The sequence below is a fragment of the Lentzea sp. NPDC092896 genome, assembly GCF_044754905.1.
In the GTDB taxonomy this organism is placed as follows: domain Bacteria; phylum Actinomycetota; class Actinomycetes; order Mycobacteriales; family Pseudonocardiaceae; genus Lentzea.
This window is the reverse complement of record NZ_JBIVPX010000002.1, coordinates 1-23,288: the sequence shown is the minus strand read 5'-3', so window position 1 is coordinate 23,288 and position 23,288 is coordinate 1. Positions and strand designations below refer to the sequence as shown.

The window sequence follows — 23,288 nt, the reverse complement described above, 5'->3', positions numbered from 1 at the left end:
GGTTTACCGCAGGAAGGCCTCGATCACCTCGGCCACGCGCAGCCCGCTGGCGAAGTCCGCCAGGTCACGCGGGTGCTCGCCGCGCACGGCCTGTGCGAACAGCGTGAGCCGCGCGTAGTCGGACCCGGTCTGCTCCAGCGGCACGGGTTCCCACGCGCCGCCGTCCGAAGTGGACAGCAGGGCCCACTGGTCGAGGCGCAGCGACCGTTCGGTGCCCCAGGCGGTCCACTCGTAGATCTCGGGCCCGGCCAGTCCGGAGAACGCCGACACGTGCACCGGCACGCCACCGCCCCGCAGCACGCCGCGGGACGCCACCTCGGCCGCACCGGGCTCGGGGAAGTCCGACGACACCGACTCGACGGTGAGCGGTCCGAGCATCCGGTCGGTGAGGTAGACGAAGTGCGACAACACCTCGCGGACGAACCCGCCCTGCTCGGACCGCGACAGCCACGTCGCGTCCGCCTGGAACGCGCGCGGCCAGACGGGGAACTGCAGCCGGATCTCGATGCCGCGCACCATGCCCAGTTCGGGCAGCCGCCGTTCGATCTCGACCGTCGCCACCATGTCGGACAACGCGAAGTTCACCGCGTTCGGCCGGCCCTGGGCGGCATCGGCCATCGCGCGGGCCTCGGCGAGATCGACCGCGAGGGGCTTCTCGCAGAACACCGCCTTGCCGGCCTGGAACGCCTTCGTGGTCAGCTCGGCGTGCGAGGCGGGTGGCGTCGAGACGTACACCGCGTCCACTTCGGACAGCACGTCGTCCAGGTTCGTGACGACCGGGACGTCGAGCGTGCGGGGTGCGACGTCGACGCCCGCGACCACGGTGAAGTCTGGATGTGCCAGCGCCGCCGTCAGCATCCGGGTGCCCATGGCTCCCAGGCCGACGACGGCGAGGCGAATCGGGTCAGCGATCATGCGCCTATTCTGCAGGTGCCCAGGCCTTGGAGAGCTTCACCCGCCCACCGGTCTGCAGCAACGAGCCGGTGTAGAGCCGCGACGCGACCAGCAGGATCACCACGACGGTCACCGCGAGGATGCCGAGCGAGAGGACCGCCTCCCACGCCGCGGCCTGTTCGGAGAACAACCGCACCGGCATCGCGACGCCGGCCGTGAACGGCACGAACGACATCCACTTGAGCACGACGGGGTTCTCGTAGAAGAACTGCACGCCGAAGTACGGCCCCATGACCGCGATCATGACCAGGCCCATCGTCGAGCCGAGGTCCTCCTGACGGCTGACGAGCGCACCCGCCACGGCCCACATGGACGAGATCAGCACGAACCCGAGCATCAGGAACGGGATGAACCAGCCCAGCGCGGGCGCGACCACCCCCAGCAGTTCGCCGAGTCCCGCGACCCGCAACGCGATCGGTGCCGCGAGCGCCAGGACGACGACCTGGAGGAGCGTCAGGATCGTGTGCCCGAGGATCTTGCCGGCGAGCAGCGCCCGCACCGGCACGGTCGACACGAGGATCTCCACGATCCGCGTCTGCTTCTCGGTCACGGTGCTCTGCGCGATGGCCGCGCCGCCCATGCCGAACATGAGGAACACCAGCCCGAACACGATCACCGTGACGGAGCGCTGGCCGGACGTCACCGCCGAGGCCTCGAGCAACTCCACCGGGGGCGACTCGACGAGCTGGCGGATCACGCCGTTGGGCGGGCTGTTGAGCGCGAGGACCTTGATCCCGGCGCCGTCCGGCACGATGGCGGCGTCGACGTCGTCGGCCCTGACCAGGTCGGCGGCCTCCTGGACGCTGCCGACCTCCTGCACGTCGAGTGCCTTGCCCTGCAACGTCTGCACGGCGGAACCGACCGCCGCGACCTTGGGGTCGTCGCCGCCGAACACCGTCGGCAGGATCGTGAGCGCGAACAACCCGACGACCGTGAAGAGGAAGCCGATCCAGAAGCCCTTGGTACCGACCAGGGTCTTCATCTCACGTTCGGCGACGAGCCACGTCGCCTGGCTGAAGGAGGCGCGAGCCATGTCAGATCACTTCCCTGAAGATCTCGTCCAGCGTGGGCACGACCGGCGTGAACGAGCGGACCTCGCCGCGGTCCAGTGCCGCCCTGAGCACCTGCTGGGGTTCCGCCTCGAACACCGCGCGCGGCCCATCGAGCTCCAGGATCCGGACGCCGGGCACGTCGCGCACCCAGCCCGCGTCCTCCTGCACGACGATCTCGTGCCGCTCGCCCGCGTGCTTGACGCGCAGCTCCTCGCGTGACCCGTTGGCCACGATCCGTCCCTTTGAGATGATCACGACGTCGTCGCAGAGCCGTTCCACGATCGCCAGCTGGTGGCTCGAGAACAACACCGGCACGCCGCCCGCCGCCCGCTTGCGCAGCACGTCCAGCACGGTCTCGACGGCGATCGGGTCGAGGCCGGAGAACGGTTCGTCCAGGATCAGCACGGCCGGGTCGTGCACCAGCGCGGCCGCGATCTGCACGCGCTGCTGGTTGCCGAGCGACAACTCCTCGAGCCGGTCCCCGGCCCGGTCGGTCAGCTCCAGGTCCGCCAGCAGCGCGTCGGTGTTGCGCTGCGCGGTCTCGCGGTCCATGCCGTGCAACCGCGCCAGCCACGTGATCTGGTCGCGCACCTTCATCTTCGGGTAGAGCCCGCGCTCCTCCGGCATGTAACCGAAGTCGGGCCGGTTCTGCGGCCCGACCTCGGCCCCCTGCCAGCTCACCGCTCCCCCGTGGGCGGCGAGCACCCCCAGCACGATGCGCATGGTGGTCGTCTTGCCCGACCCGTTGGCGCCCAGGAAGCCCGTCATCCGGCCGGGCCGGACGTCGAAGCTCACCTCGTCGAGCACCTTGTGATCGCCGAAGCTCCGGCTGATCCCCCTGACAGTCAACATGGGGAGAACGGTAGGTCGCGGCGTTCAAGATCGCGTCCGCCGCGCGGCATCATCCTCGCGGAGGACCCCTTACGGGCTAACGTGCCCCGCATGACGACCTTCCGGCTGGCCGCCTACGCCGTGAGCATCGAGAACGACCGCGTGCTGCTCGTTCGTTGCACATCAGCGTTCGACGAGGGCCACTGGTCGCTGCCCGGTGGCGCGGTGGAGCACGGCGAGGACCCGTTCGACGCCGTGGTCCGGGAGGTCGCCGAGGAGACCGGGTGCGCCGGCGAGGTCGAACGGCTGCTCGGCGTGGACTCCCGGTTCATCCCCGCGGCCGAGCGCCACATGCCGGAAAAGGGGCCGCACCAGAACATCGGTGTCTTCTACGCGGTCCGGATCACCGGCGAACCGCGGCCGGAGCCGAACGGGGCGACCGTCGATCCTGTGTGGACACCGCTGGCCGACGTAGCCGCTCTGCGCAGGGCCGCGCTGGTCGACGTCGGACTCGCGCTCGCCCTGGGGATGCCGCCGACCGGGCATGTCGCTGCGGTCCCGGTCGGCGGCTTGGTCCTGCACTAGCGGACTCCGGCGGTGACCCCCAGCCGGTGCCCGCCGGTGTAGACGTTCATCGACGTCCCGCGCAGGAAGCCGATCAGCGTCACGCCCATCTCCTCTGCCAGGTCGGCGGCGAGCGACGACGGCGCGGACACCGCCGTGAGCACGGGAATCCCGGCCATGACCGCCTTCTGCACCAGTTCGAACGACGCCCGGCCGCTCACCATCAGCACGGTGCTCGTCAGCGGCAGCCGTCCGCCGCGCGTGGCCCAGCCGACGACCTTGTCGACCGCGTTGTGGCGGCCGACGTCCTCGCGCAGGCACAGGAGGTTGCCCTGGGCGTCGAACAGACCGGCCGCGTGCAGGCCGCCGGTGCGGTCGAAGACCCGTTGCGCGGCACGGAGTTTCGTCGGGAACTCGGTGATCAGCTTCGGGTCGAGGCGGATCGGGTCGGCCGCGACCTGCCAGGTCGCCACGGTGCGCACGGCGTCCAGGCTCGCCTTGCCGCACAAGCCGCACGAAGAGGTGGTGTAGAAGTTGCGTTCGATCGACGGGTCCGGTGGCGCGACGCCGTCCGCGAGCCCGACGTCGAGGACGTTGTAGGTGTTGCTGCCGTCCGCCGTGGCGCCGGCGCAGTAGCGGATCGACGCGATGTCGGACGGCGCGCGCACCACGCCCTCGCTGACCAGGAAGCCCGCGGCGAGGTCGAAGTCGTCACCCGGCGTGCGCATGGTCACGGCGAGGGACTTGCCCCGCACGCGGATCTCCAGTGGTTCCTCGACCGCCAGCGTGTCCGGTCGCACGGTGACCGCGTCGTCCACCAACCGCACGACGCGCCGCCTGCTCGTCACTCGTCCCATGCCTTACCTCCCAGCAGATCGCGACGCACTCGTCGAGCAGGCGCCGCAACACCTCGTCCCCGGACATCGCCCTGACCGCCTTGGCCACGACCCAGTTGCGCGGCCACCACCTCGGCGCGACGATCCCGGCCCTGCTCGTGCAGTGCGCTATCAGACGTTCGGCGGGTGCCTTCCGCGTCCCGATCACCTTGGTGGCGAACGGCAAGAGCTTTCGGCGTCCGTCGTCTGTGGACTGGTCGTTGACGCATCGGGCCACGCACGCCAGCACCGGGTGCACGCAGGCGGGCCGGTCCGACCACACCTCGCCCGCGAGCACCGACGTCAGTTCCATCAGGCAGCAGCCGTCCGCGGGCGTCTGGTGCCAGCCTTTCGAGAGCCGCGGCAGGCGGCTCACAGGCGTGGCCTTCCCGGTTGCGACAGGTGCCCGGTGAGCACCGCGCCCGCCAGTCCGAGCACGCCCGCCGCGATGAACGCGAACGTGGGTCCTTGTGACGCGAGGACGATCGCGGCGATCAACGCCCCCGCGGCCTTGGCGGTGTAGAGGACGCCGAAGTTCTGCGCGCCGTTCGTCTCGCCGAAGTACTCCCTGGTGACGCCGACCAGCAACGAGTAGCAGCAGCCGGTGCCGAGACCCGCGAGCGTGGCGCCGATGAGCAGCCCTGGCACGTTCTGGGAGTACAGCAATACGAACTGCGCCAGCCCACCGGTCGCCAGCGTCCAGACCAGCGCCTTCCGCCGCCCGACCCGGTCGGAGATCCACCCGACCAGCACGCGCCCGGTGCCCGTCGCCGCGGCCAGCGTCGCCAGTGCGACGGCCCCGAGCACCTCGTCGCCGACGAACAGCGGCAGGTACGCCAGGTCGTAAAGCGAAACAGCCGCCGCGAACGCCACACCGCCGTACAGCCACCAGAACGTGCCGCACCGCATGGCCTCGTGCGTCCGGAACTCCTTGAGAGCAGACCGGTTCGGCACGCGCGCCCGGTCGAGCGCCCACTCGCGCGGCGGGATGTGCGGCGGCCACCAGTGCTCGGGCGGGTCCTTCAGCACCGCGCCCGCCACCGCCACGACCACGGCGATCGCGATCCCGGCCTGCGTCAGGAACCCGCCACCGAAGAAGATCCCGGCCGCCAGCACGAACGGCACCGACCCGTACGCGAACGCCCCGCTGACGAACGCGACCTTCCGCGTCACGCGCTCCGGATACCAGCGGACGACCGTGCCGAGGCACGTCGCGTAGACCAGCCCGGCGCCGATGCCGCCGAGGACGGCGTACCCGACCAGTTGCCCCTGCCCGAGCGTCAGAAGCCCGGCGCCGCACAGGATCGCGCCGATCCACATCGCGCCGGTGGACGTCAGCCTCTTCCGCTCTCTGAGCCAGGCCACCGGAAACGCCGTGCCCGCCTGACAGACGGTCCACAACGCCAGTGCCCAGAACAACTCCGGCACACTCCACCGGTCCTGCAACTGGGGGATCAGCGCCCCGAACCCGTACTGCCCGATGCCGGCCGCGAGCATCGCCGCCCAAGCGGCCCACAGCACCGTGCGGCGCGAACGCCCCGACGCTTCGACGTCGGTCTCCCCCACCCGGTAGAGCCTGCCGACGTGATCCCGGACGTAAGTCGCGACCGACATGCCCTTCACCCCGTCCCGAGGATTGCATACAGTATTCGGTAGGCTATACCACGGGAGCCCTGATGAACATGCCCTGGACGCTCGCCCGCCAGACAGCACGCGAAGCCGCCAAACCACTGGACGCGGCCGAACGAGCCCTGCCCGACGCCCTGGGCCTCGCACTCGCCTCGACCGTGCGCGCCCTCACCAGCCAGCCGACCTGCGACACGTCGGCGATGGACGGCTACGCGGTGGCGGGCCCCGGCCCGTGGACCGTCGTGGGACGCGTGGCGGCGGGAGACCCGGTGCCCTTGGTGGTGCTGCGCTCCGGCGAGGCGTTCGGCGTGGCCACGGGCGCGCCGGTGCCGGACGGGTCGCGTTCGGTGGTCCCGGTGGAGCGCTGCTCCGTCGACGGCACGCTGCTCCGGCACACCGCGGACGCGCAACATCGACAGGCACCACGTCACCGCGCCGGCGACCGCCGCGAGCCCACAGGTCACCTGTCCGGCAGCCACGATCGCCGACGGCACGACGATCCGGCCGGCCACCACACTCACCGACCCGAAGATCCACCGGCGGATCCCCGCTGCGAAGGCCTGCCGCTCGACGGCCACACCCACCAGCACGAGGTCCCTCCGCCGGGCAAGCACATCCGCCGCCGAGGCGAGGACTGGTCAGCGGGCGACGAGCTGATCCCCGCCGGTTCCCTCATCTCCCCCGCCGTCCTGGGCCTCGCCGCCGCAGCAGGCCACGACACCCTCCTGGCCCACCGCCGCCCGCGGGTGGCCGTGATCGTCACCGGCGACGAACTCCTCCACACCGGCCCACCCAGGCCAGGCCGGGTCCGCGACGCCATCGGCCCGATGCTCCCCGGTCTGCTCGCCAGAGCGGACCTGATCGGCACCACCCACCTGCGCGACGACCCGTCCGCGCTCGCCCGAGCCCTCCGGTTCGACGACCCGTCCCCCCTCGCCAACGCCCTCCAGCCCGACGACCCTTCCCCTCTCGCCTACGCTCCCCAGTCCGGCGATCCGTCCGCCCTCGCCTACGCTCCCCAGTCCGACGATCCGTCCACCCACGCCAACGCATTCCCGTTCAACCAGGCCGACGTCCTGGTCACCTGCGGCGCCACCTCGGTGGGCCCGGCCGACCACCTCCGCCGGGTCCTGCTCGACCTCGACGCCGAGATCCTGGTCAGCGGCGTCGCCTGCCGCCCCGGCCACCCGATGCTGCTAGCCGTCCTACCCGACGGCAGATGCGTGGTAGGCCTGCCCGGCAACCCGTTCGCCGCCCTCGCCGCAGTCCTGACCCTGCTCCACCCGCTGCTGGACATCCTCGGCGGCCACACCACCCGCCCACCGGTCACGGCCCACCTGAGCGATGTGAACGCTCACCCCCGCGACACCCGCCTGATCCCGGTCACCAGGCATGGCAACGCGGCCACCCCGGTCGGCCACGACCGCCCCGGTTCGCTCCGGGGCGCGGCACTGGCGGACGCCCTCGCGGTCGTCCCGCCCGGCCACCAGGGCGGCGAGGTGGAGCTACTTGCGTGAACGCCAGCTGACCTTCGACGAACCGGCCTCGGGCGCGTCCTTCACGACGGTCCGCACCGGCAGTCCGAGGAAGTCGCCAAACCGGGCGGTGTGCTCGGCGAGCCGGTCGACGTCGAACCCCGGCAGCGGCCGCAGTTCCACGTCCACCGAGGTCTTCTTCATGACCCGCCGCCACAGTCCCGCGATCTGGCCGTCCTCGATGATCGTCGCGTAGAACATGCCGTTGTACGTGGAGATCGGGATCTCGTCGTAGCGGGTGAAGAACGCGCTGCGGTCCTTGTACCCGATCACCAGCTCGTCGTACGCGGGCAGCACGAACGCGCCCGAGCCCGGCGTGAGGTCCGGCGGCAGCCAGTACTCCTTGCCGTCGAACGTCTCGCACACCAGCTCGTGCTTCACCGCCTCCAGTCCGCGGGAGGCCTCGCGCACGCCGATGCCGCACCAGTTCGCGAAGTCCGCGAGCGTCGCCGGGCCGTGGCTGCCGAAGAACCGCGACGCCAGCACGGCCATCGCCTCGTCGCCTTCGAGCGAACGCTGCTTCGGCGCCCATTCGTCCAGCAGCACGAAGGTCTGCTCCTTGCCGCGCGGCGGTCCCGGCACCACCAGGCCCTCCTGGGCGAGATGGATGAAGGTGAAGTAGCTCTGCTGCCGGTCGTCCGGGATGCCGACGCCCGCCATCAGGTCGATCATCTCGCGCCGGGTGAGGCAGCCGCCGCCGGTGAGCGCCTCCACGAACGTCTTGCGCGCCAACGACATCAGCTCGGGCGTCATGTGGTGGTACTGCCACGCCTTGGGTGTGAGCCTGGCGAGGTCGCGGGCGCCGAACAGGCCCAGCATCCACCGGACGTCCTCGGCCAGGACGTAGTGGATCGTGCCGCGCATCAGCCACGTGCGGACGACGCGTCCGGCCTGCAGCGCCTCCTCGACGTCGGCGATGCGCCCATCCGCCGTGCGCAGGCCGATCGCCCACAGCGACTGGCCGTAGTCCTGGCCCTGCACGGCTCCCAGTGAGCGGACGACGTCCTCCGCCGACTGGAGCCGCCCGATGTTGCCGAGGCGCAGCGCCGCGATGTCCATCAGGACAGTCTGGCGGGCCGCGCTCCAGTCCCGCTCAAGCGGGCCAGCAGCCCGTGTACCCCTCCGCGAGGAACCTCGATCCCGCCTCCGACCCGACCACCGAGCGCAGCTCACCGAGCTGCCTGCGCACGTCGAAGTCCGTAGCGCCGGGCAGGGAGTGCAGCATCGTGGTCATCCAGTACGAGAAGTGCTGCGCCTTCCACACCCGGTCCAGCGCACGCGGCCCGTACTCGTCCAGTGCGTCGTCGTCGTTCTTGAGCAGCGCGCGTTCGATGACCTCGGCGAGCACCCGGACGTCCTGCAGCGCGAGGTTCAGGCCCTTCGCGCCGGTCGGCGGCACGGTGTGGGCGGCATCGCCGGCGAGCAGCAACTTGCCGTGGCGCATGGGTTCCGCGACGAACGACCGGAAGCGCAGCACCGTCTTCTCGGTGATCGGCCCTTCCTTCAAAGTGAACCCGTCCGGCCCGGCGACCCGCGCCTGCAGCTCCTCCCAGATCCGATCGGCGGACCACGCCGCGGGATCGGTCTCCGGGTCGCACTGGAAGTACATGCGCTGGTGCGTCTCGGTGCGCTGGCTGATCAACGCGAACCCGCGCGGCGAGTGCGCGTAGACCAGCTCGGGGGCGCTGCGCGGCGCCTGGGTGATGATGCCGAACCAGGCGAACGGGTACTCGCGGAAGCTGTGCGTGCGCAGGGCTTCCGGCACTTGGGCGCGGCAGATCGAACGGGAGCCGTCCGCGCCGACGAGCAGGTCACAGCGCACCTCCTGCCGCACGCCGTCGCTGTCGACGAACCGGATCGCGGGCTCGGTGATGTCGACCGACGTGTCGCTGACGCCGAACCGGACGTCGCCGCCGTCGCGTTCGCGGGCGTTCGCCAGGTCCACGAACACGTCGGTCTGCGGGTAGAGCCAGACCGACTCGCCGACCAGCGCGCGGAAGTCGACGCGATGGCTCTCGCCGCCGAACCGCAGGTCGATGCCCTCGTGCGGATGCCCGTCGCGCAGCACCCGGTCCGACACCCCGGTCTCGGCCAGCAACCGCGCGCTGTCGGCTTCCAGAATGCCGGCGCGGACGGTGTTCTCGATCTCCAGACGGGTCCTGTTGTCGACAACAACGCTGTCGATCCCGTTGAGGGACAACAGATGCGAGAGCATCAGCCCGGCAGGTCCCGCTCCGACGATGCCGACCTGGGTGCGCGTCATGAGAGCTCCTTCAACGGAACATCGAGCAGTGCCTGGAGATCGGTGAACGAGATGCCGTGCAGATCGCGCACGACCACACCGTCGCCGGTGATCAGGAACGTCGCGAGGTCGGTGTAGACGCGGCTCACGCACCGCAGTCCGGTCAGCGGATACGTGCACTCGTCGAGCAGCTTCGGTTTTCCGTCGCGGGTCAGCAGGTTCATCATCACGAACACCTGCTTCGCACCGACGGCGAGGTCCATCGCGCCGCCGACCGCGGGGATCGCGTCCGGCGACCCGCTGTGCCAGTTCGCGAGATCGCCCCGCGCCGACACCTGGTACGCGCCGAGAACGCACACGTCGAGATGGCCGCCGCGCATCATCGCGAACGAGTCGGCGTGGTGGAAGTACGAGGCGCCCGGCAGTTCCGTGACCGGGATCTTGCCCGCGTTGATCAGGTCGAGGTCGACGTCGTCACCCTGCGCCTGCGGCCCCATCCCGAGCATGCCGTTCTCGGTGTGCAGCACGACACCGCTGCCCGGCGCGAGGTGGTCCGCGACCTCGGTGGGCTGCCCGATGCCGAGGTTCACGAACGCCCCTGCCGGGATGTCCGCCGCCACCAGCTTCGCCAGAGTCCGCCGGTCGATCATGCCACACGTCCGATGTGGACGATCCGGTTCACGTAGATCCCCGGCGTCACCACGTGTTCGGGGTCGATCCCGCCGAACTCCTCGACCTGCACGACGGTCGTGGTCGCGGCGGCCGCCATGATCGGCCCGAAGTTCCGCCCGGTCTTGCGGTAGACGAGATTCCCGTGGTCGTCGGCCCTGTGAGCCTTCACCAGCGCCAGATCACCCTTGATCGGGTACTCCAGCACGAAGCCCTTGCCGTCGATCACGCGGGTTTCCTTGCCCTCGGCCAGCATCGTGCCGTAGCCGGTGGGCGTGAAGAACGCCCCGATGCCCGCGCCACCGGCCCTGATCCGTTCGGCGAGATTCCCCTGGGGCACCAGGTCGAGCTCGACCCGTCCCGACCGGTAGGCCTCGTCGAAGTGCCGCGAGTCGACCTGACGGGGGTACGAACACACGATCTTCGCCACCCTCTTCTCCCGGATCAGCGCCGCGATCCCGTTCTCCCCGGAGCCGGCGTTGTTGCTCACCACCGTGAGCCCCTTCGCCCCGCACTCGAGCAGCGCCTCGATCAACTCCACGGGCTCCCCCGCCGGCCCGAACCCGCCGATCAGCACGGTCGCCCCGTCCGGCGTGTCCGCGACGGCCTCCAGCGGGGTGCTGTGAACGTTCACACGCCCTCCTTCAGCACCGACCGCGCCACCGCGAACGCGTGATTGGCCGCGGGCACCCCGCAGTAGATCGCGCTCTGCAGGATCACCTCGCCGATCTCGTCCTCGCTCAGCCCGTTGCGCACCGCCGCCGCGACGTGCAGCTTCAACTCGTCCCAGTGCCCCTGCGCGATCAACGCCGTGAGCGTGATCGCGCTGCGCATCCGCCGGTCGAGCCCGGGCCGCGTCCAGATCTCGCCCCACGCGTACTTGGTGATGAACTCCTGGAAGTCGCGCGTGAACTCGTCCGGCGTCGCCCTGTCGACGTGCGCGTCCCCGAGCACCTCGCGCCGAACCTTCATGCCGTCGTCGTAGGACACCGCATCTCCTCAAGCACCTCGACCAACGTCCGCGCCACCGCGGCCGGCTCCTCGGCGGGCGGCAAGTGCCCACACCCCGCCAGCACGACGTCGGCGCCGTCCGGCGAGACCACGACGTCGTGCTCGCCCACCAACACCCGCAAAGGCCGGACAGCCGTACCGGCCTCGAACACCGCCAACGCCTCACACGCCAACGCGTACGACTCCTTGTCGACCTCCGCCAACGCCCGCAGCAACGCCCCGGCCACCTGCGGCGCCCGCGCGATGAACCCCGGCGCGAACCACCGCTGAGCCGACCCGTCCACCGTCACCGGAGTCCCGGCCCGCCGGACCAGTGCCGCCCGATCCCGCCACATCTCGGGCAGCCCGATCCGCGGCGCCGCCCCGATGCAGACGACCGCCTCGAACGGCCCCTCCGCCCGCGATGCCAGCTCGAACCCAACCGCCCCGCCGAACGACACCCCGGCATACGCCGCCGACCGCCCACCGGCCAGCGCTCCTGTGCGCTCCACCAGTTCGTCAGCAATGTCCTGCACGGTGAAGGCTTCCTCCGCCGGACCGCCGCTGCCGTGCCCGGGCAGGTCCCAGCCGATCACCTCGAACTCGCCGCCGAGCGTCCTCGCGCAGTCCCGCCACAGCAGGGCCACCGACGTGCCCAGGGAAGGCCCGACCACCAGAAGCCGCCCGGAACCCTCGGCCCCGGCAAGCCGCGTCAGGCTCAGCTCAGCCGTCATCGCGCCGCCCACCTCTTCAGCGCTTCGTCCACGAACACCTCGGCCGCCCCGAGATAAGAGCCCGGATCGCCGCCACCACCGCGTTCCGCCAGCAACTCCCCAGCAGCCTCGGCAGCCCGCCGAGCCATCACGTCCGCGTGCACCTCCAGCCCCTCCACCAACTCCGCGGCCTGCGAAGCCGCCACCACCGCCAGCTCCAGCAGCGCCCGCAACGCAGGCCACTCCGCGTGCCAGGCCCCGTCCGGCCGCTCGTCCACCGCCCGCGCCGCGCACAGGTGCAGCTGCGCCCCCAGCCCGGGAGCCCGCAGGGCCGCGCTGTTCACCAGCACCGACAGCACCGGGTTCCGCTTGTGCGGCATGGTCGACGACCCACCCCGCCCCGCCACGAACCCCTCGCGCACCTCGCCGACCTCCGGCCGCCCCAACGTCAGCAGATCCGCCGCCATCACCCCGAGCGCGTCGCAACACCGCACCACCGCGTCACCGAGCCGGGTGATCGGCGCGCGACTGGTGTGCCAGGGCATCCCCGGCCACACCAGCCCCAGATGCCCGGCGAAGGCCGACGCCGAAGCGACCGGATCCGCGACGCGCGACAACGTCCCCGCCGCGCCTCCGCACTGCACCGGCAAACGCCGAGCCACGGCGTCCAGCTCGTCCAGCGCGTCCAGCACCCCGACCAGCCACCGCGCGGCCTTGAGCCCGAACGTGATCGGCACGGCGTACTGCGTCAGCGTCCGCCCGGCCATCACGCTCGACCGGTGCTCGTCAGCCAACCGGGCCAACGCGACGCCAACCCGTCCCAGATCCGCCGACACCCGCCCCAAAGCCCCGCGCGCCAGCAACATCAGCGCGGAGTCGAGCACGTCCTGACTCGTCAGTCCGGTGTGGACAGGCGTGGAAACACGAGCGCGCAAAGCGGAGACCAGCGGCAGCACGGGATTGCCCGCCGCCTCGACCTCGACCGGGTCCAGCGCGGGAACCCAGTCGCCCAGCGAGAGCGAGCTCCCGAGCACGCGCGACCAGGCGACCTCGACCTCCAGCATCGCGCGCACCAGCGCGGCATCGTCGACGAGGCCGGCGGCGCGATGGGAACCGGGCAGCACGATCACGTCCGCGGGAACTTGAAGAACGCCGTCTCGGACGGCCCCTGCAGGTGAACGTCGAACCGCAGCCGCCCGTCGTCCTCCCGCTCCGACACCAGCCCCTCCACGGCATCCTGAGCACCAGGCAGGTAGATGCGCGTGAACAACCGGTCGAGCAACCCGCGCGCGAAGACCGTCACCGCGAAGAACGGCAGTCCGGGTTCGACGGTGCTGAACCAGTAGTGCCCGGCGCCGTCGGTGCAGGACCGGCCCCAGCCCGTGAACCCGGCGCCGCGCCGCCGCAACGACCCGCCGGTCCGCGGCACGACACCGGCGGCGTCGGACTGGCGGATCTCGATCATCGCGTCGGGCACCGGATCGCCCGCGCCGTCGTAGACGTAGCCGTGCAGCACCACGGATCCGGCCGAGCCGAACGGCACCAGTTCGGAGTCGCCGGGGAACGCCAGCGCGTGGTGGAAGAACGGGCCGACGGTCTGGCCGGGCGTCGAGTCAGTCATCGGACGGCTCCAGGTAGGTCGCGTGGCTGCCGGTCAGGACGATGTCCCAGCGGTAGCCCAGCAACCATTCGTGCTCGGACTGCGCGTGGTCGTACGACGCGATGAGCCGGGCGAGGGCGGCGGGGTCGGTGATCGACTGCGCGATCGGGTCCAGCGCCAGCAACTGGTCGCCGGGGAAGTACATCTGCGTGATCAGCCGCTGGGTGAAGTCCGTGCCGAACAAGGAGAAGTGGATGTGCGCGGGCCGCCAGGCGTTGTGGTGGTTGCGCCACGGGTAGGGGCCCGGCTTGATCGAGGTGAACGAGTACCAGCCGTCGTCGTCGGTCAGGCAGCGGCCGACGCCGTGGAAGTTCGGGTCCAGCGGCGCCGGGTGCTGGTCGCCCTGGTGCGAGTAGCGGCCGGCGGCGTTGGCCTGCCAGACCTCGACGAGCTGGCGGCGCACCGGACGGCCGTCACCGTCGAGCACGCGCCCGTGCACCCGGATGCGTTCGCCGATCGGCTCGCCGCCGCGCTGCAGGGTCAGGTCGGCCTCGACGGCGTCGACGTCCGAGTGGCCGAAGACGGGCGCGAGCAGCTCGGCGCCCTCGGGGTCGACGTGCAGCGGTTCCTTGGTGGGGTGGCGCAACGTCGTACTGCGGTACGGCGCGAAGTCCAGCAGCGGCGCACCCCTCGGTGAGTCGGCCTGGATCTTCGCGATCTCGTCGCTGATCTCGTGCTGGCTGGTCGTCACGCCTTCGAACGCTAGGCAAGCACCACGCCGGAGTCGACCAAGGCTTTCCACTGAACGGAAGCCGCGCACCAACTTGACGCCTCCGAGACGACCGCTCATATTGGTGGTATGCCCAGGGCAAGTGTGCGAGAGCAGATCGTGGACGCCGCGTTCGAGCAGTTCCACAAGCACGGCTACAACGCGTGCGGCGTCAAGCTGATCACCGACAGCGCGGGCGTGCCCAAGGGCTCGTTCTACAACCACTTCGAGAGCAAGGAAGCGCTCGCCCTCGTCGTGATGGACCGCTACGGCCAGACGCGGCACTTGGAGAAGCTCCAAACCCCGAAGACCGCCCCGCTCACCCGGCTGCGCGACCACTTCGACGCGCTGGCGCAGGACATCGTGGACTTCGGCTACGAACGCGGCTGCGTCTACGGCAACTTCAGCGTCGAGGCCGCAGACCACATCCCCGCGATCCGCGACGGGGTCAGGACCGCCTTCGACCTCTGGGGGAACGCGATCGCCGCCGTGATCCGCGAGGCACAGGACGCCGGCGACGTGACGACCACCCAGAGCCCCGAGACCCTGGCCAAGTTCCTGCTCAACTCCTGGGAAGGCGCCATCGTCGGCGAACGGGCGGCCAAGGACGGGTCGGCGTTCGCCGCGTTCTTCACGGTCGCCTTCGAGGTCGTCCTGCACTGAGACCCGGCTCAATACGACCGACCGTCTTACCTCTTGACGAACTCAAGACGACCGGTCATATTGAAGTCATGAGCGACATCCAACCGAGGTTCCGCACCATCGACGGCCTGTCCATCCGTTACGCCGTGAGCGCTAACAGCAGGCCGGCCGCGCTGCTGCTCAGCCCGTGGCCCGAGAGCGTCTACGCCTACGACCCGACCTGGACGAGACTCGCGGAGCACGCGAGCCTGATCGCGGTCGACCTGCCCGGCTTCGGGCACTCCGACCTGCGCGAGGACCTGCTGTCCCCCAAGGCCATGGGCGATTTCCTCGTGCGCATCGCCGACGAGTTCGACCTCGAGCAGCCCCACGTCGTCGGTCCCGACATCGGCACCAGCGCGGCGCTGTTCGCCGCGGAGAAGGCACCGGACAGGTTCCGCAGCATCGTGATCGGCAGCGGCGGCGCGCTGTCACCGACGGATCTGGGCACCCCGTTGCACGAGTGGGTGCACGACGAGGACCTCACGCCCTACCGGGCGCTGGGCCCCAAGGACATCGTGAACGTTGCCATGGACGCCATCCAGGGCTACGAACTGCCGGACGTGGTGCGGCAGGACTACCTCGCCGGTTACCAGGGCGAGCGGTTCGTCGATCAGATGGCGTACGTGCGCGCGTACCCGGCGGAGTTGCAGGAACTGAGCAAGCTCCTGCCGGGCATCACGACGCCCGTCCAGCTGATCAACGGCAGGCACGACACCGTGGTGCCGGTCTCCAACGCGGAGTACCTGCACGAGCGGTTGCCGAACAGCAGGCTGGACGTCGTGGACGCCGCGCACTTCGTGTGGGAGGAGAACGCGGACGAGTACGCCCGGATCGTCACCACCTGGTGGCAGAAGAACAACTAACCGGTCGTGCAGGCCGCGCCGTTCACGCTGAACGAGGCCGGCGGCGAACTGGGACCGGTGACGGAGCCGTTGAAACCGAACGACACCGAGCCGTCCGTGACGATCAGCGCGTTGTAGTCGGCGTTGGTCACGCTCACATCCGCGCCGGACTGGGCGACCGTGCCGTTCCACAGCTGCGTCACGGTCTCCCCGCCGGCGAACCGCCAGCGCACCGTCCAGCCCTGGACCAACGCGCCGCTGACGTTGCGCACGGTCACCTCGCCCTGGAACGCGCCGGCCCACTGACTGGTGATCCGGTAGACCACGACGCAGGGCGCCGCGGGCGGGGGCGTGGCAGCGGTCGAGGAGGGCGGCGGGGCGGTCGAGGAGGGACAGTCCTGCGCCCACAGACCGAGTTTCGCCTTCGAGGCCTTGGTCTCCGCCTCGACCAGCGGGCCGCCGTCCACGCCCGCGGTGCGCAGGATGCCGTACTGCACTGCCAGCAACGCGTAGTCGGCGCCGTCCGGCAGCGTCAGCGAGACCTCGCCGGGGGTGATGCTGCTCACCCGGACTTCCTTGTCCAGCAACGTCTTCGTGGCGAAGTCGAGGGCGACCGCTGCGGCGCACGACGGAGGCTCGGCCAGGCGCGCGATGCGGGCGCGCGTACCGTCGGCCAGCTCGACGGTGCGGCCGTCCACAACAGCACGCACCTTTGTGGACGGCTCTTTCTCCGCTGAGGAAGAAGAAACGCGTGGTGCGGGGAAAGGTCTGCCGTCCTGCGGGGCCGTGCACCCGGCCACGAGCAAGGTCAACAGCACCAACAAGTGCTTCCGTGCTGCCATTGGACAAACTTATCGCCGGAGGCAGCATGCGCAATCGACTGTTCGGAGTTGATCAACTCCGGCGTTCAGAGTCGTGGACGGTCAAGCCTCGCGGGACGACGCCGGGTGTGCGAGCGTGGAGAGGCCACAGTTGCGCGGATGGTTCCCTGCCGTTCATCGGCTCGTGGTGATCAACAGTCAGGATCAGGACGTTCCCTCGTACCCTGCCGATGGAGGTCTGAAGTGCAAACCCTGCAACAGCACTGGACACGTCGCACCCTCGCCGCCCTCGCCGTCATCGCGTCGGTTCTCGGCGTGACCACGGTCGTCGCCCCTGCCGCCGACGCCGCGGTCTACAGCTCCTGCACGCAGTCGCGCTGTTCCGCGGCCCGTTCCGCCAACACGACGTGGAAGGCGAAGGGCTACCCGAGCACGCGCGGCTGGGTCAGCAACTGGTCGGGCAGCCAGTGCAACTACGCCGGTGGCGTCCACCAGAACCGCGAGGGCCAGCTGCCCGCCGGCCACAGCTACCTGGAGTTCGACGTCTACCCGCGTGCCTGCGGCGCGTCCCGGGACGCGTACCGGATCATCGTCGACCGCACCGCCGGCGCGGTCTACTTCTCCCCGGACCACTACGCGAACTTCTACCGCCTCTGACGCCTCACCTGGCGCTGCGGTCGATCCACGACCGCAGCGCCCACCAGGTGTGCAGCGTCGTCAGCACGTGTGAACGTTCCACGTGCGGGTTCTCACCGAGGTCGACCAGGGTCAGCTCCACCAGCCGGTCGAGCCGGTACCGCACGGTGTTCGCGTGGATGTGCAACGCCGAGGCAGTCGCGCTGAGCCGGCCACCGTTGTCCAGGTAGCACAACGCCGTCACCACCATCTCGTGGTGGAACGTGCTCTTCGGATCCAGCTGGCCGAGCAACGAGTCGGCGAGCGTGTCCGCCAGCGCCGGGACCGCCGCGAGAGCGGTCTCACCAGCGAGATCGGTCAGCAGCCGCACTCCCAGGGCGGCCCCCGCGGCCGCCAGCGCCCGCGTGCACAGGGAGTACGTGCCCCGCAACGACTTCAGCGCCGTCGCCGGTGACACCACGAGCAGGTCGTCCGACCACGACGGCGGCACGTGCGTGAGCCCCGCGAGCCGTCCTTCCACCAGCCCGTACACGCCGCCGAACGTGTGCAACCGCTGTTCCAGCGTCCGCGCGTGACTCGGGTCGGTCACCCCGGACACCACGCAGTGATAGCGACCATCGGGACGCAGGCCGGTGCGAGCGAGTTCGGAGGCGTCCGGGAACTCGCCGGTCACCAGCAGCCGCCGCAGCACCTGGGCGTTCAGATCCCTGGCCGTGCGGGACAGCTGCAGTTCGGCCGTGTGGTAGCCGCTGATGATGTGCCGCTCGACCGCGCCGACGTAGTGGTCCAGGTCGATCATGAAGTCCAGGATCGTGCCGTCGGCCACGCCCAGCGACCGCGCCAGCTCGACGCTCGCCCTGATCAACTCGGTGCGCCCCGCGTGCACGCCGCGCAGCAGTCCCGCCATCGACACGCCCTGAGCAGCGCGATCAGCCCCCAGCGACAACGCGGCGGAGAAGTCGCCGTCGTCGGGCGCGCCGCCGCGTTCGAGGTGCGCGATCCCTTCGGCCAGCAGGAAGGCGATGTGCCTGCGGTTCTCCTCCGCGGGCAGCCTGGCGACCTCCGGCGAGTTGCCGCGGGCGGCGTCGACGACCCGTTCGACCACCTTCTCGTCGGCGGCGACGGCTTCGAGCACCCGGCGGACCATCGCGGACATTCCCGGCACAGCGCCTCCAAACACCACGTTGTGTGACGGCCACAACACAGCCGTCGCCGTTTGGTGACGGGCCCCTATCCCCCGCTCTCCGGTTACTGGTTAGTTGCTTTACGCGAGAGTAATTCGCGTTGGCACCACCCTTCAACGAGGAAGGCCCTGGGATGTCAGACCGGAACATCAGCCGCCGCAACCTGCTCGCCGCCAGCGGAGCGATCGGCGCGATCGCCGCGAGCGGGACCCTGGGGCAGGCAGTCGCCGGGGCGGCGCCGAGAGTCGACGCGGACGTGATCGTCATCGGGCACGGCCTGGCCGGTCTCGTCGCGACCTCCGAACTGGCCGCGGCGGGTCGCAAGGTCCTGCTGCTGGACCAGGAACCCGAGGCGAGCCTGGGTGGACAGGCGTTCTGGTCGCTCGGCGGTCTCTTCTTCGTCAACTCGCAGGAGCAGCGGACCGCGGGCATCAAGGACTCGCTGGAGCTGGCCCGCGCCGACTGGTTCAACACCGCCGGCTTCGACCGCGGTGTGAGCGATCCCCTGGGCGAGGACTACTGGGCGGCGAAGTGGGCTGAGGCCTACCTGAACTTCGCCGCGGGCGAGAAGCGCGACTGGCTGTACGGCCTGGGCGTGCGCTGGGTGCCGATCGTCGGCTGGGCCGAACGCGGTGGCCAGCTCGCGGACGGGCCCGGCAACTCGGTGCCGCGCTTCCACATGACGCTGGGCACCGGCCCCGGCGTGATGGAGCCGTTCGAGAAGAAGGTGCGCGACGCCGTCCGCGACGGCAAGGTCACCTTCAAGTTCCGCCACCAGGTCGACGGGCTGATCGTCAGCAACGGCGCCGTGACGGGCGTGCGCGGCACCGTCCTCGAACCCAGCGGCGCCGCGCGCGGCACCCCCAGCTCCCGCACCAAGGTCGGTGACTTCGAGCTGTACGCGCCGATGGTGGTCGTCACGTCGGGCGGCATCGGCGCGAACCACGACCTGGTGCGCCGCAACTGGCCCGCCCGCCTCGGCCCGGCCCCGCGGCGACTCGTCACCGGCGTTCCCGCGCACGTCGACGGCCGGATGTTGGCGATCACAGAGCTGGCAGGCGGCCGGATCGTGAACCGCGACCGCATGTGGCACTACACCGAGGGCATGATCAACCACACGCCGATCTGGCCGGACCACGGCATCCGCGTGCTGGCCGCGCCGTCGTCGCTGTGGCTCGACGCGAGGGGCAAGCGCTTCCCCAACCCCGGCATCCCGTCGCTGGACACGCTCGGCACGCTGGAGCTGATCGGCAAGTCCGGCTACGACTACTCGTGGTTCGTGCTCAACAAGAAGATCATCGACAAGGAGTTCGTGCTCTCCGGTTCCGAGCAGAACCCGGAGATCACCGCCAAGAACCTGATCGCCTACCTCGCGATGCGACTGCTGAACAGCACACCGCCGCCGGTGAAGGCGTTCATGGACAAGGGCGTCGACTTCGTCATCAAGAACAACCTGCCGGACCTCGTCGCCGGGATGAACGCTCTCACCGGGCAGAACCTGATCAACCTCGACGACCTGCGCCGGCAGATCACCGTCCGCGACCAGCAGACGGACAACCCGTTCACCAAGGACGTCCAGGTGATGGGCATCCGCAACTCCCTGGCCTACAGCGGCGACAGCCTCGCCCGCACGGCCCCGTTGCACAAGCTCCTCGACGCCGGTTCCGGCCCGTTGATCGCGATCAGGATGAACATCCTGACCCGCAAGACGCTGGGCGGCCTGCAAACCGACCTGCAGGGCCGCGTGCTCGGCTCGAACGGCCAGCCGGTCCGCGGCCTGTACGCGGCGGGCGAGGTCGCCGGCTTCGGCGGTGGCGGCGTGCACGGCTACCGCGCGCTGGAGGGCACGTTCCTCGGCGGCTGCCTGTTCTCCGGACGCGCGGCAGGCCGCGCCGCAGCGGCGGAAAGCGCCTAGCGGCCCAGGATCACGGGGTCTGCGGTCTCCCCTGTTGACCGCAGGCCCCGCACCACCTCCAGGACGCGTTCAAGCGAACTGTCCGGAGTCTCGACGGCCGAGTCGAGCACCAGGTGGTCGTCCTCCCACGGCTCCCACAGGCCGCGCATGCGCTGAACGTGCTGCCACGGAACCGTTGCGTGCCAACCAGGAATCCCCCGTTCCCGGCCTTCGACGCGTTCCCGATGCACGACTTCGTCCGAACAGACGCACTCGACGCCGACGAACACGCCCCCGAGCCGTTCAGTGAGCTCACGCCACCGGCCACGCTCCTCGCGGGTGTGCCCGGTGGCGTCCACGATCACGTCGATCCCCAGCTGGACGTGCCGTGCCACCGAAGCACGAAGCTGCAGATCGCCCACCTCGTAAGCGTTCTCGTCGGTGATCGCGCGCCCCAGCACCAACGCCCCCATCACCCAGTCCTGGGAGAAGATCGGCGTCCGCAGGCGACGAGCCAGCGACTCCGCGAGCGTGCTCTTGCCCGCACCGGGAATCCCGGCGACCAGCACGACGACAGGACGCTCCGTCGTGGGTTCGAGGTTCAGGTAGAGGTCCGTCATGGCCCCACCTAAACATCGATGTGCGCACCCATGATCACTGTTCGCTCTCGGGGCAATCCGAAGTGCTCGGCAGCGTCAGCCGTGATGTACGACGTCGCCACGAACAACCGCTTGCGCCACCCGGCCATGGTGCGCTTCGGCCCGCGCTGCAGCTCGATCTTCGACAGGAAGTACCGCGCCTGCGAGAGATCCAGCGCCCCTTCGGTCTGCGCCGGATCCAGCAACGCCAGCGCCGCAGGCACGTCCGGCGTCTCCATGTACCCAAAACGAGCGCTCACGTAGACAATGCCGTCGTCGGCATACCCGAGCTCGTCGACCTGAACCCGCCGCTCCTGCGGCACCCGCGGCACCGGCTCGGTCTCGATGGACACGATCACCACCCGCTCGTGCAACACGTGGTTGTGCTCAACGTTCGCCCGCATGGCCAGCGGCGCGGTCTCCTTGCCGCGGTTGAGGAACACCGCACACCCGGGCACCCGCGTCAGCTGCTGCGAGTGCAGCTCCTCGACGAACGCCTGCAACGACCCTTCAGCCTCCCGCCGAGCCTTGGTGACGATCGCCCGCCCACGCTGCCAGGTCGTCATGACGGTGAACGCGGTCAGCCCGATCAACAACGGCAACCACGCACCATGCAACAACTTCGTCATGTTGGCGGCAAGAAACAGCAGGTCCACACCCAGCAACAGCACACAGCCGAGCCCGATCGCCCAAGCCGGAGCACCGAACTTCAAGCGAGCGATGAACAGGAACAACGTAGTGGTGATCGTGATGGTCCCGGTAACGGCCATCCCGAACGCGAACGCCAACGCCGCCGACGTCTGAAACGCGAACACCAGCGTCAGCACCGAGATCATCAACATCCAGTTGATCCAAGGCACGTAGATCTGCCCGATAGTCGACTCAGACGTGTGCGCGATCCGCAACCGAGGCAGGTACCCGAGCTGCGCAGCCTGCGACGCCACCGAGTAGGCCCCAGTGATCACAGCCTGCGATGCAATCACGGTAGCCGCCGTGGCCAACACAACCATCGGCCACCGCGCCCACTCGGGCACCAACAGGAAGAACGGCCCGCTGACGTTGGCGGGGTCGTCCAGAATCAACGCCCCTTGCCCCATGTAACTGAGCACACAAGCCGGAAACACCAAGAACAACCACCCACGAGCAATGGCCGGCCGCCCGAAGTGCCCCATGTCCGCGTACAACGCCTCAGCACCAGTAACCGCCAGCACCACAGCGGCAAGCGCGAAGAACGCGATGTCGAAGTGCCCGAACAAGAACCCAACCGCGTACGTGGGCAACAACGCCTTGAGAATCTCCGGATGACCGGCGATCCCCACGATCCCGGCCACCCCGATCACGGCGAACCACAGGATCATCACGGGCCCGAAGAACCGCCCGACCACCCCACTCCCCCGCCGCTGCACCAGGAACAGCCCAACGATGATCACAGCGGTGATCGGCACGACGAACCGCTCCAACTCGGGCTCGACGACCTTCAACCCCTCCACAGCGGACAACACCGAAATAGCAGGCGTGATCATGCTGTCGCCAAAGAACAAGGCAGCACCGAAAACCCCAAGCGCCGCCAACGTGGCCGCAGCCTTCCGCCCCTGCTTGGCCTTCCACCGCCGCAACAGGGTGATGAGGGCCATGATCCCACCCTCACCATCGTTGTGAACACGCATGGCAAGCAACACGTAGGTGACAGTCACAACGATCATGACCGACCAGAAGATCAGCGACACAACCCCATAAACGTTGTCCACGCTAACGGGCACCGGATGCGGGTCAGAGGGGTTGAACACCGTCTGAATCGTATAAATCGGGCTGGTACCGATGTCACCAAAGACAACACCGAGCGCCCCAACGATCACAGCGAGCCGAACGCCATCATGCGCGAGCTTCCGCCGAGACGACGCGCCGGAAACCTGCTGATCAGCCACGAACAACCCCCTAGACCGCCTGGTGCCCGCAAGATAACCGCGCACCAACACGAACGCTCAGCACGACCGGGTGATCTTTACGCGATCCTGACGCACCACCCCACCCACCGCAAAGCCGAAGGCGAGCCGTCTTTACCGAACGGGCTGGGCGGTGGGGTCCCGTCACGAGTCGCGCCATAGCTCTTGCTGCATCAGGTCAGGGGTGTCAACTCGACACGCTTTTCGTCGAGTTGACACCCCT

24 protein-coding genes are annotated in these 23,288 nt (G+C 69.6%); 6 read left to right on the top strand and 18 right to left on the bottom strand.

Annotated elements, in window-relative coordinates:
* Positions 1-3: 3 nt before the first annotated feature.
* Genes ACIQF0_RS11705 through ACIQF0_RS11695 form a run of 3 tightly spaced genes read right to left on the bottom strand, consistent with a single transcriptional unit; the run spans position 4 to position 2,858 of the window.
* Positions 4-915, bottom strand: coding sequence for a Gfo/Idh/MocA family protein (locus ACIQF0_RS11705; protein WP_401027915.1), 912 nt, complete (start codon positions 913-915; stop codon positions 4-6).
* Between the two features lie 4 nt (positions 916-919).
* The gene (locus ACIQF0_RS11700; protein WP_401027912.1) at positions 920-1,987 is read right to left on the bottom strand and encodes an ABC transporter permease; all 1,068 of its coding nucleotides are present in this window, start codon (positions 1,985-1,987) and stop codon (positions 920-922) included.
* Position 1,988: 1 nt separating this feature from the next.
* On the bottom strand, positions 1,989-2,858 hold the full coding sequence (locus ACIQF0_RS11695; RefSeq protein ID WP_401027909.1) for an ABC transporter ATP-binding protein: 870 nt from the start codon (positions 2,856-2,858) through the stop codon (positions 1,989-1,991).
* 90 nt (positions 2,859-2,948) lie between these two features.
* Between ACIQF0_RS11695 and ACIQF0_RS11690 the strand changes: the two genes are divergently transcribed.
* Positions 2,949-3,422 carry an NUDIX hydrolase gene (locus ACIQF0_RS11690; protein WP_401027906.1) on the top strand — a complete coding sequence of 158 codons (474 nt, stop codon included), beginning with the start codon at positions 2,949-2,951 and terminating at the stop codon, positions 3,420-3,422.
* Here the strand turns inward: ACIQF0_RS11690 and fdhD are convergent.
* Positions 3,419-4,258, bottom strand: a complete 840-nt coding sequence (gene fdhD, locus ACIQF0_RS11685) for a formate dehydrogenase accessory sulfurtransferase FdhD (protein ID WP_401027903.1) — start codon at positions 4,256-4,258, stop codon at positions 3,419-3,421. The two genes, ACIQF0_RS11690 and fdhD, sit on opposite strands and share 4 nt — an antisense overlap.
* A 390-nt stretch (positions 4,259-4,648) precedes the next feature.
* A complete protein-coding gene (locus ACIQF0_RS11680) occupies positions 4,649-5,890 on the bottom strand; it encodes an MFS transporter (RefSeq protein ID WP_401027900.1) in 1,242 nt (413 codons plus the stop codon).
* 62 nt (positions 5,891-5,952) lie between these two features.
* Here ACIQF0_RS11680 and ACIQF0_RS11675 point away from each other — a divergent pair, with 62 nt between their 5' ends.
* On the top strand, positions 5,953-7,422 hold the full coding sequence (locus tag ACIQF0_RS11675) for a molybdopterin molybdotransferase MoeA (RefSeq protein WP_401027897.1): 1,470 nt from the start codon (positions 5,953-5,955) through the stop codon (positions 7,420-7,422).
* On the opposite strand, the gene ACIQF0_RS11670 is transcribed toward ACIQF0_RS11675, so the two are convergent.
* Genes ACIQF0_RS11670 through pcaH form a run of 9 tightly spaced genes read right to left on the bottom strand, consistent with a single transcriptional unit; the run spans position 7,411 to position 14,405 of the window.
* Entirely contained in the window at positions 7,411-8,499 is a 1,089-nt protein-coding gene (locus tag ACIQF0_RS11670) for a winged helix DNA-binding domain-containing protein (RefSeq protein WP_401027894.1), read from the bottom strand. The genes ACIQF0_RS11675 and ACIQF0_RS11670 overlap by 12 nt on opposite strands.
* 34 nt (positions 8,500-8,533) lie before the next feature.
* Positions 8,534-9,703 carry a 4-hydroxybenzoate 3-monooxygenase gene (locus tag ACIQF0_RS11665; RefSeq protein WP_401027892.1) on the bottom strand — a complete coding sequence of 390 codons (1,170 nt, stop codon included), beginning with the start codon at positions 9,701-9,703 and terminating at the stop codon, positions 8,534-8,536.
* Positions 9,700-10,332: a 3-oxoacid CoA-transferase subunit B gene (locus tag ACIQF0_RS11660; protein WP_401027889.1), complete on the bottom strand. Its 633-nt coding sequence runs from the start codon at positions 10,330-10,332 to the stop codon at positions 9,700-9,702. The genes ACIQF0_RS11665 and ACIQF0_RS11660 overlap by 4 nt, the downstream gene beginning before the upstream one ends.
* Complete coding sequence (locus tag ACIQF0_RS11655; protein WP_401027886.1) at positions 10,329-10,985, bottom strand: 3-oxoacid CoA-transferase subunit A; 657 nt, start codon at positions 10,983-10,985, stop codon at positions 10,329-10,331. Before ACIQF0_RS11655 ends, ACIQF0_RS11660 begins: the two co-directional genes overlap by 4 nt.
* Complete coding sequence (locus tag ACIQF0_RS11650; RefSeq protein ID WP_401029907.1) at positions 10,982-11,323, bottom strand: carboxymuconolactone decarboxylase family protein; 342 nt, start codon at positions 11,321-11,323, stop codon at positions 10,982-10,984. The genes ACIQF0_RS11655 and ACIQF0_RS11650 overlap by 4 nt, the downstream gene beginning before the upstream one ends.
* Positions 11,320-12,075 (bottom strand): alpha/beta fold hydrolase, encoded by a 756-nt coding sequence (locus ACIQF0_RS11645; RefSeq protein ID WP_401027883.1) that lies wholly within the window; start codon positions 12,073-12,075, stop codon positions 11,320-11,322. Before ACIQF0_RS11645 ends, ACIQF0_RS11650 begins: the two co-directional genes overlap by 4 nt.
* Positions 12,072-13,184, bottom strand: coding sequence for a lyase family protein (locus ACIQF0_RS11640; RefSeq protein ID WP_401027880.1), 1,113 nt, complete (start codon positions 13,182-13,184; stop codon positions 12,072-12,074). Before ACIQF0_RS11640 ends, ACIQF0_RS11645 begins: the two co-directional genes overlap by 4 nt.
* Positions 13,181-13,675: a protocatechuate 3,4-dioxygenase subunit alpha gene (locus tag ACIQF0_RS11635; RefSeq protein WP_401027878.1), complete on the bottom strand. Its 495-nt coding sequence runs from the start codon at positions 13,673-13,675 to the stop codon at positions 13,181-13,183. The genes ACIQF0_RS11640 and ACIQF0_RS11635 overlap by 4 nt, the downstream gene beginning before the upstream one ends.
* The gene (gene pcaH, locus ACIQF0_RS11630; RefSeq protein WP_401027875.1) at positions 13,668-14,405 is read right to left on the bottom strand and encodes a protocatechuate 3,4-dioxygenase subunit beta; all 738 of its coding nucleotides are present in this window, start codon (positions 14,403-14,405) and stop codon (positions 13,668-13,670) included. The genes ACIQF0_RS11635 and pcaH overlap by 8 nt, the downstream gene beginning before the upstream one ends.
* Positions 14,406-14,513: 108 nt before the next feature.
* Between pcaH and ACIQF0_RS11625 the strand changes: the two genes are divergently transcribed.
* On the top strand, positions 14,514-15,086 hold the full coding sequence (locus ACIQF0_RS11625) for a TetR/AcrR family transcriptional regulator (RefSeq protein ID WP_401027872.1): 573 nt from the start codon (positions 14,514-14,516) through the stop codon (positions 15,084-15,086).
* A 68-nt stretch (positions 15,087-15,154) separates the two neighbouring features.
* A complete protein-coding gene (locus tag ACIQF0_RS11620; protein WP_401027869.1) occupies positions 15,155-15,970 on the top strand; it encodes an alpha/beta fold hydrolase in 816 nt (271 codons plus the stop codon).
* On the opposite strand, the gene ACIQF0_RS11615 is transcribed toward ACIQF0_RS11620, so the two are convergent.
* A complete protein-coding gene (locus ACIQF0_RS11615) occupies positions 15,967-16,659 on the bottom strand; it encodes a cellulose binding domain-containing protein (protein ID WP_401027866.1) in 693 nt (230 codons plus the stop codon). The two genes, ACIQF0_RS11620 and ACIQF0_RS11615, sit on opposite strands and share 4 nt — an antisense overlap.
* Positions 16,660-17,013: 354 nt before the next feature.
* On the opposite strand from ACIQF0_RS11615, the gene ACIQF0_RS11610 reads away from it, so the two are divergent.
* Positions 17,014-17,427, top strand: coding sequence for a ribonuclease domain-containing protein (locus ACIQF0_RS11610; protein WP_401027864.1), 414 nt, complete (start codon positions 17,014-17,016; stop codon positions 17,425-17,427).
* 4 nt (positions 17,428-17,431) lie between these two features.
* Here the strand turns inward: ACIQF0_RS11610 and ACIQF0_RS11605 are convergent, their stop codons facing one another.
* The gene (locus tag ACIQF0_RS11605) at positions 17,432-18,562 is read right to left on the bottom strand and encodes a helix-turn-helix domain-containing protein (protein ID WP_401029904.1); all 1,131 of its coding nucleotides are present in this window, start codon (positions 18,560-18,562) and stop codon (positions 17,432-17,434) included.
* Between the two features lie 161 nt (positions 18,563-18,723).
* Here ACIQF0_RS11605 and ACIQF0_RS11600 point away from each other — a divergent pair, with 161 nt between their 5' ends.
* A complete protein-coding gene (locus ACIQF0_RS11600; RefSeq protein WP_401027862.1) occupies positions 18,724-20,505 on the top strand; it encodes an FAD-binding dehydrogenase in 1,782 nt (593 codons plus the stop codon).
* On the opposite strand, the gene ACIQF0_RS11595 is transcribed toward ACIQF0_RS11600, so the two are convergent.
* Together ACIQF0_RS11595 and ACIQF0_RS11590 are read right to left on the bottom strand one after the other, a co-directional pair.
* On the bottom strand, positions 20,502-21,104 hold the full coding sequence (locus tag ACIQF0_RS11595) for an AAA family ATPase (RefSeq protein WP_401027859.1): 603 nt from the start codon (positions 21,102-21,104) through the stop codon (positions 20,502-20,504). The genes ACIQF0_RS11600 and ACIQF0_RS11595 overlap by 4 nt on opposite strands.
* 8 nt (positions 21,105-21,112) lie before the next feature.
* Positions 21,113-23,047 carry a potassium transporter Kup gene (locus ACIQF0_RS11590; protein WP_401027856.1) on the bottom strand — a complete coding sequence of 645 codons (1,935 nt, stop codon included), beginning with the start codon at positions 23,045-23,047 and terminating at the stop codon, positions 21,113-21,115.
* Between the last annotated feature and the right edge of the window lie 241 nt (positions 23,048-23,288).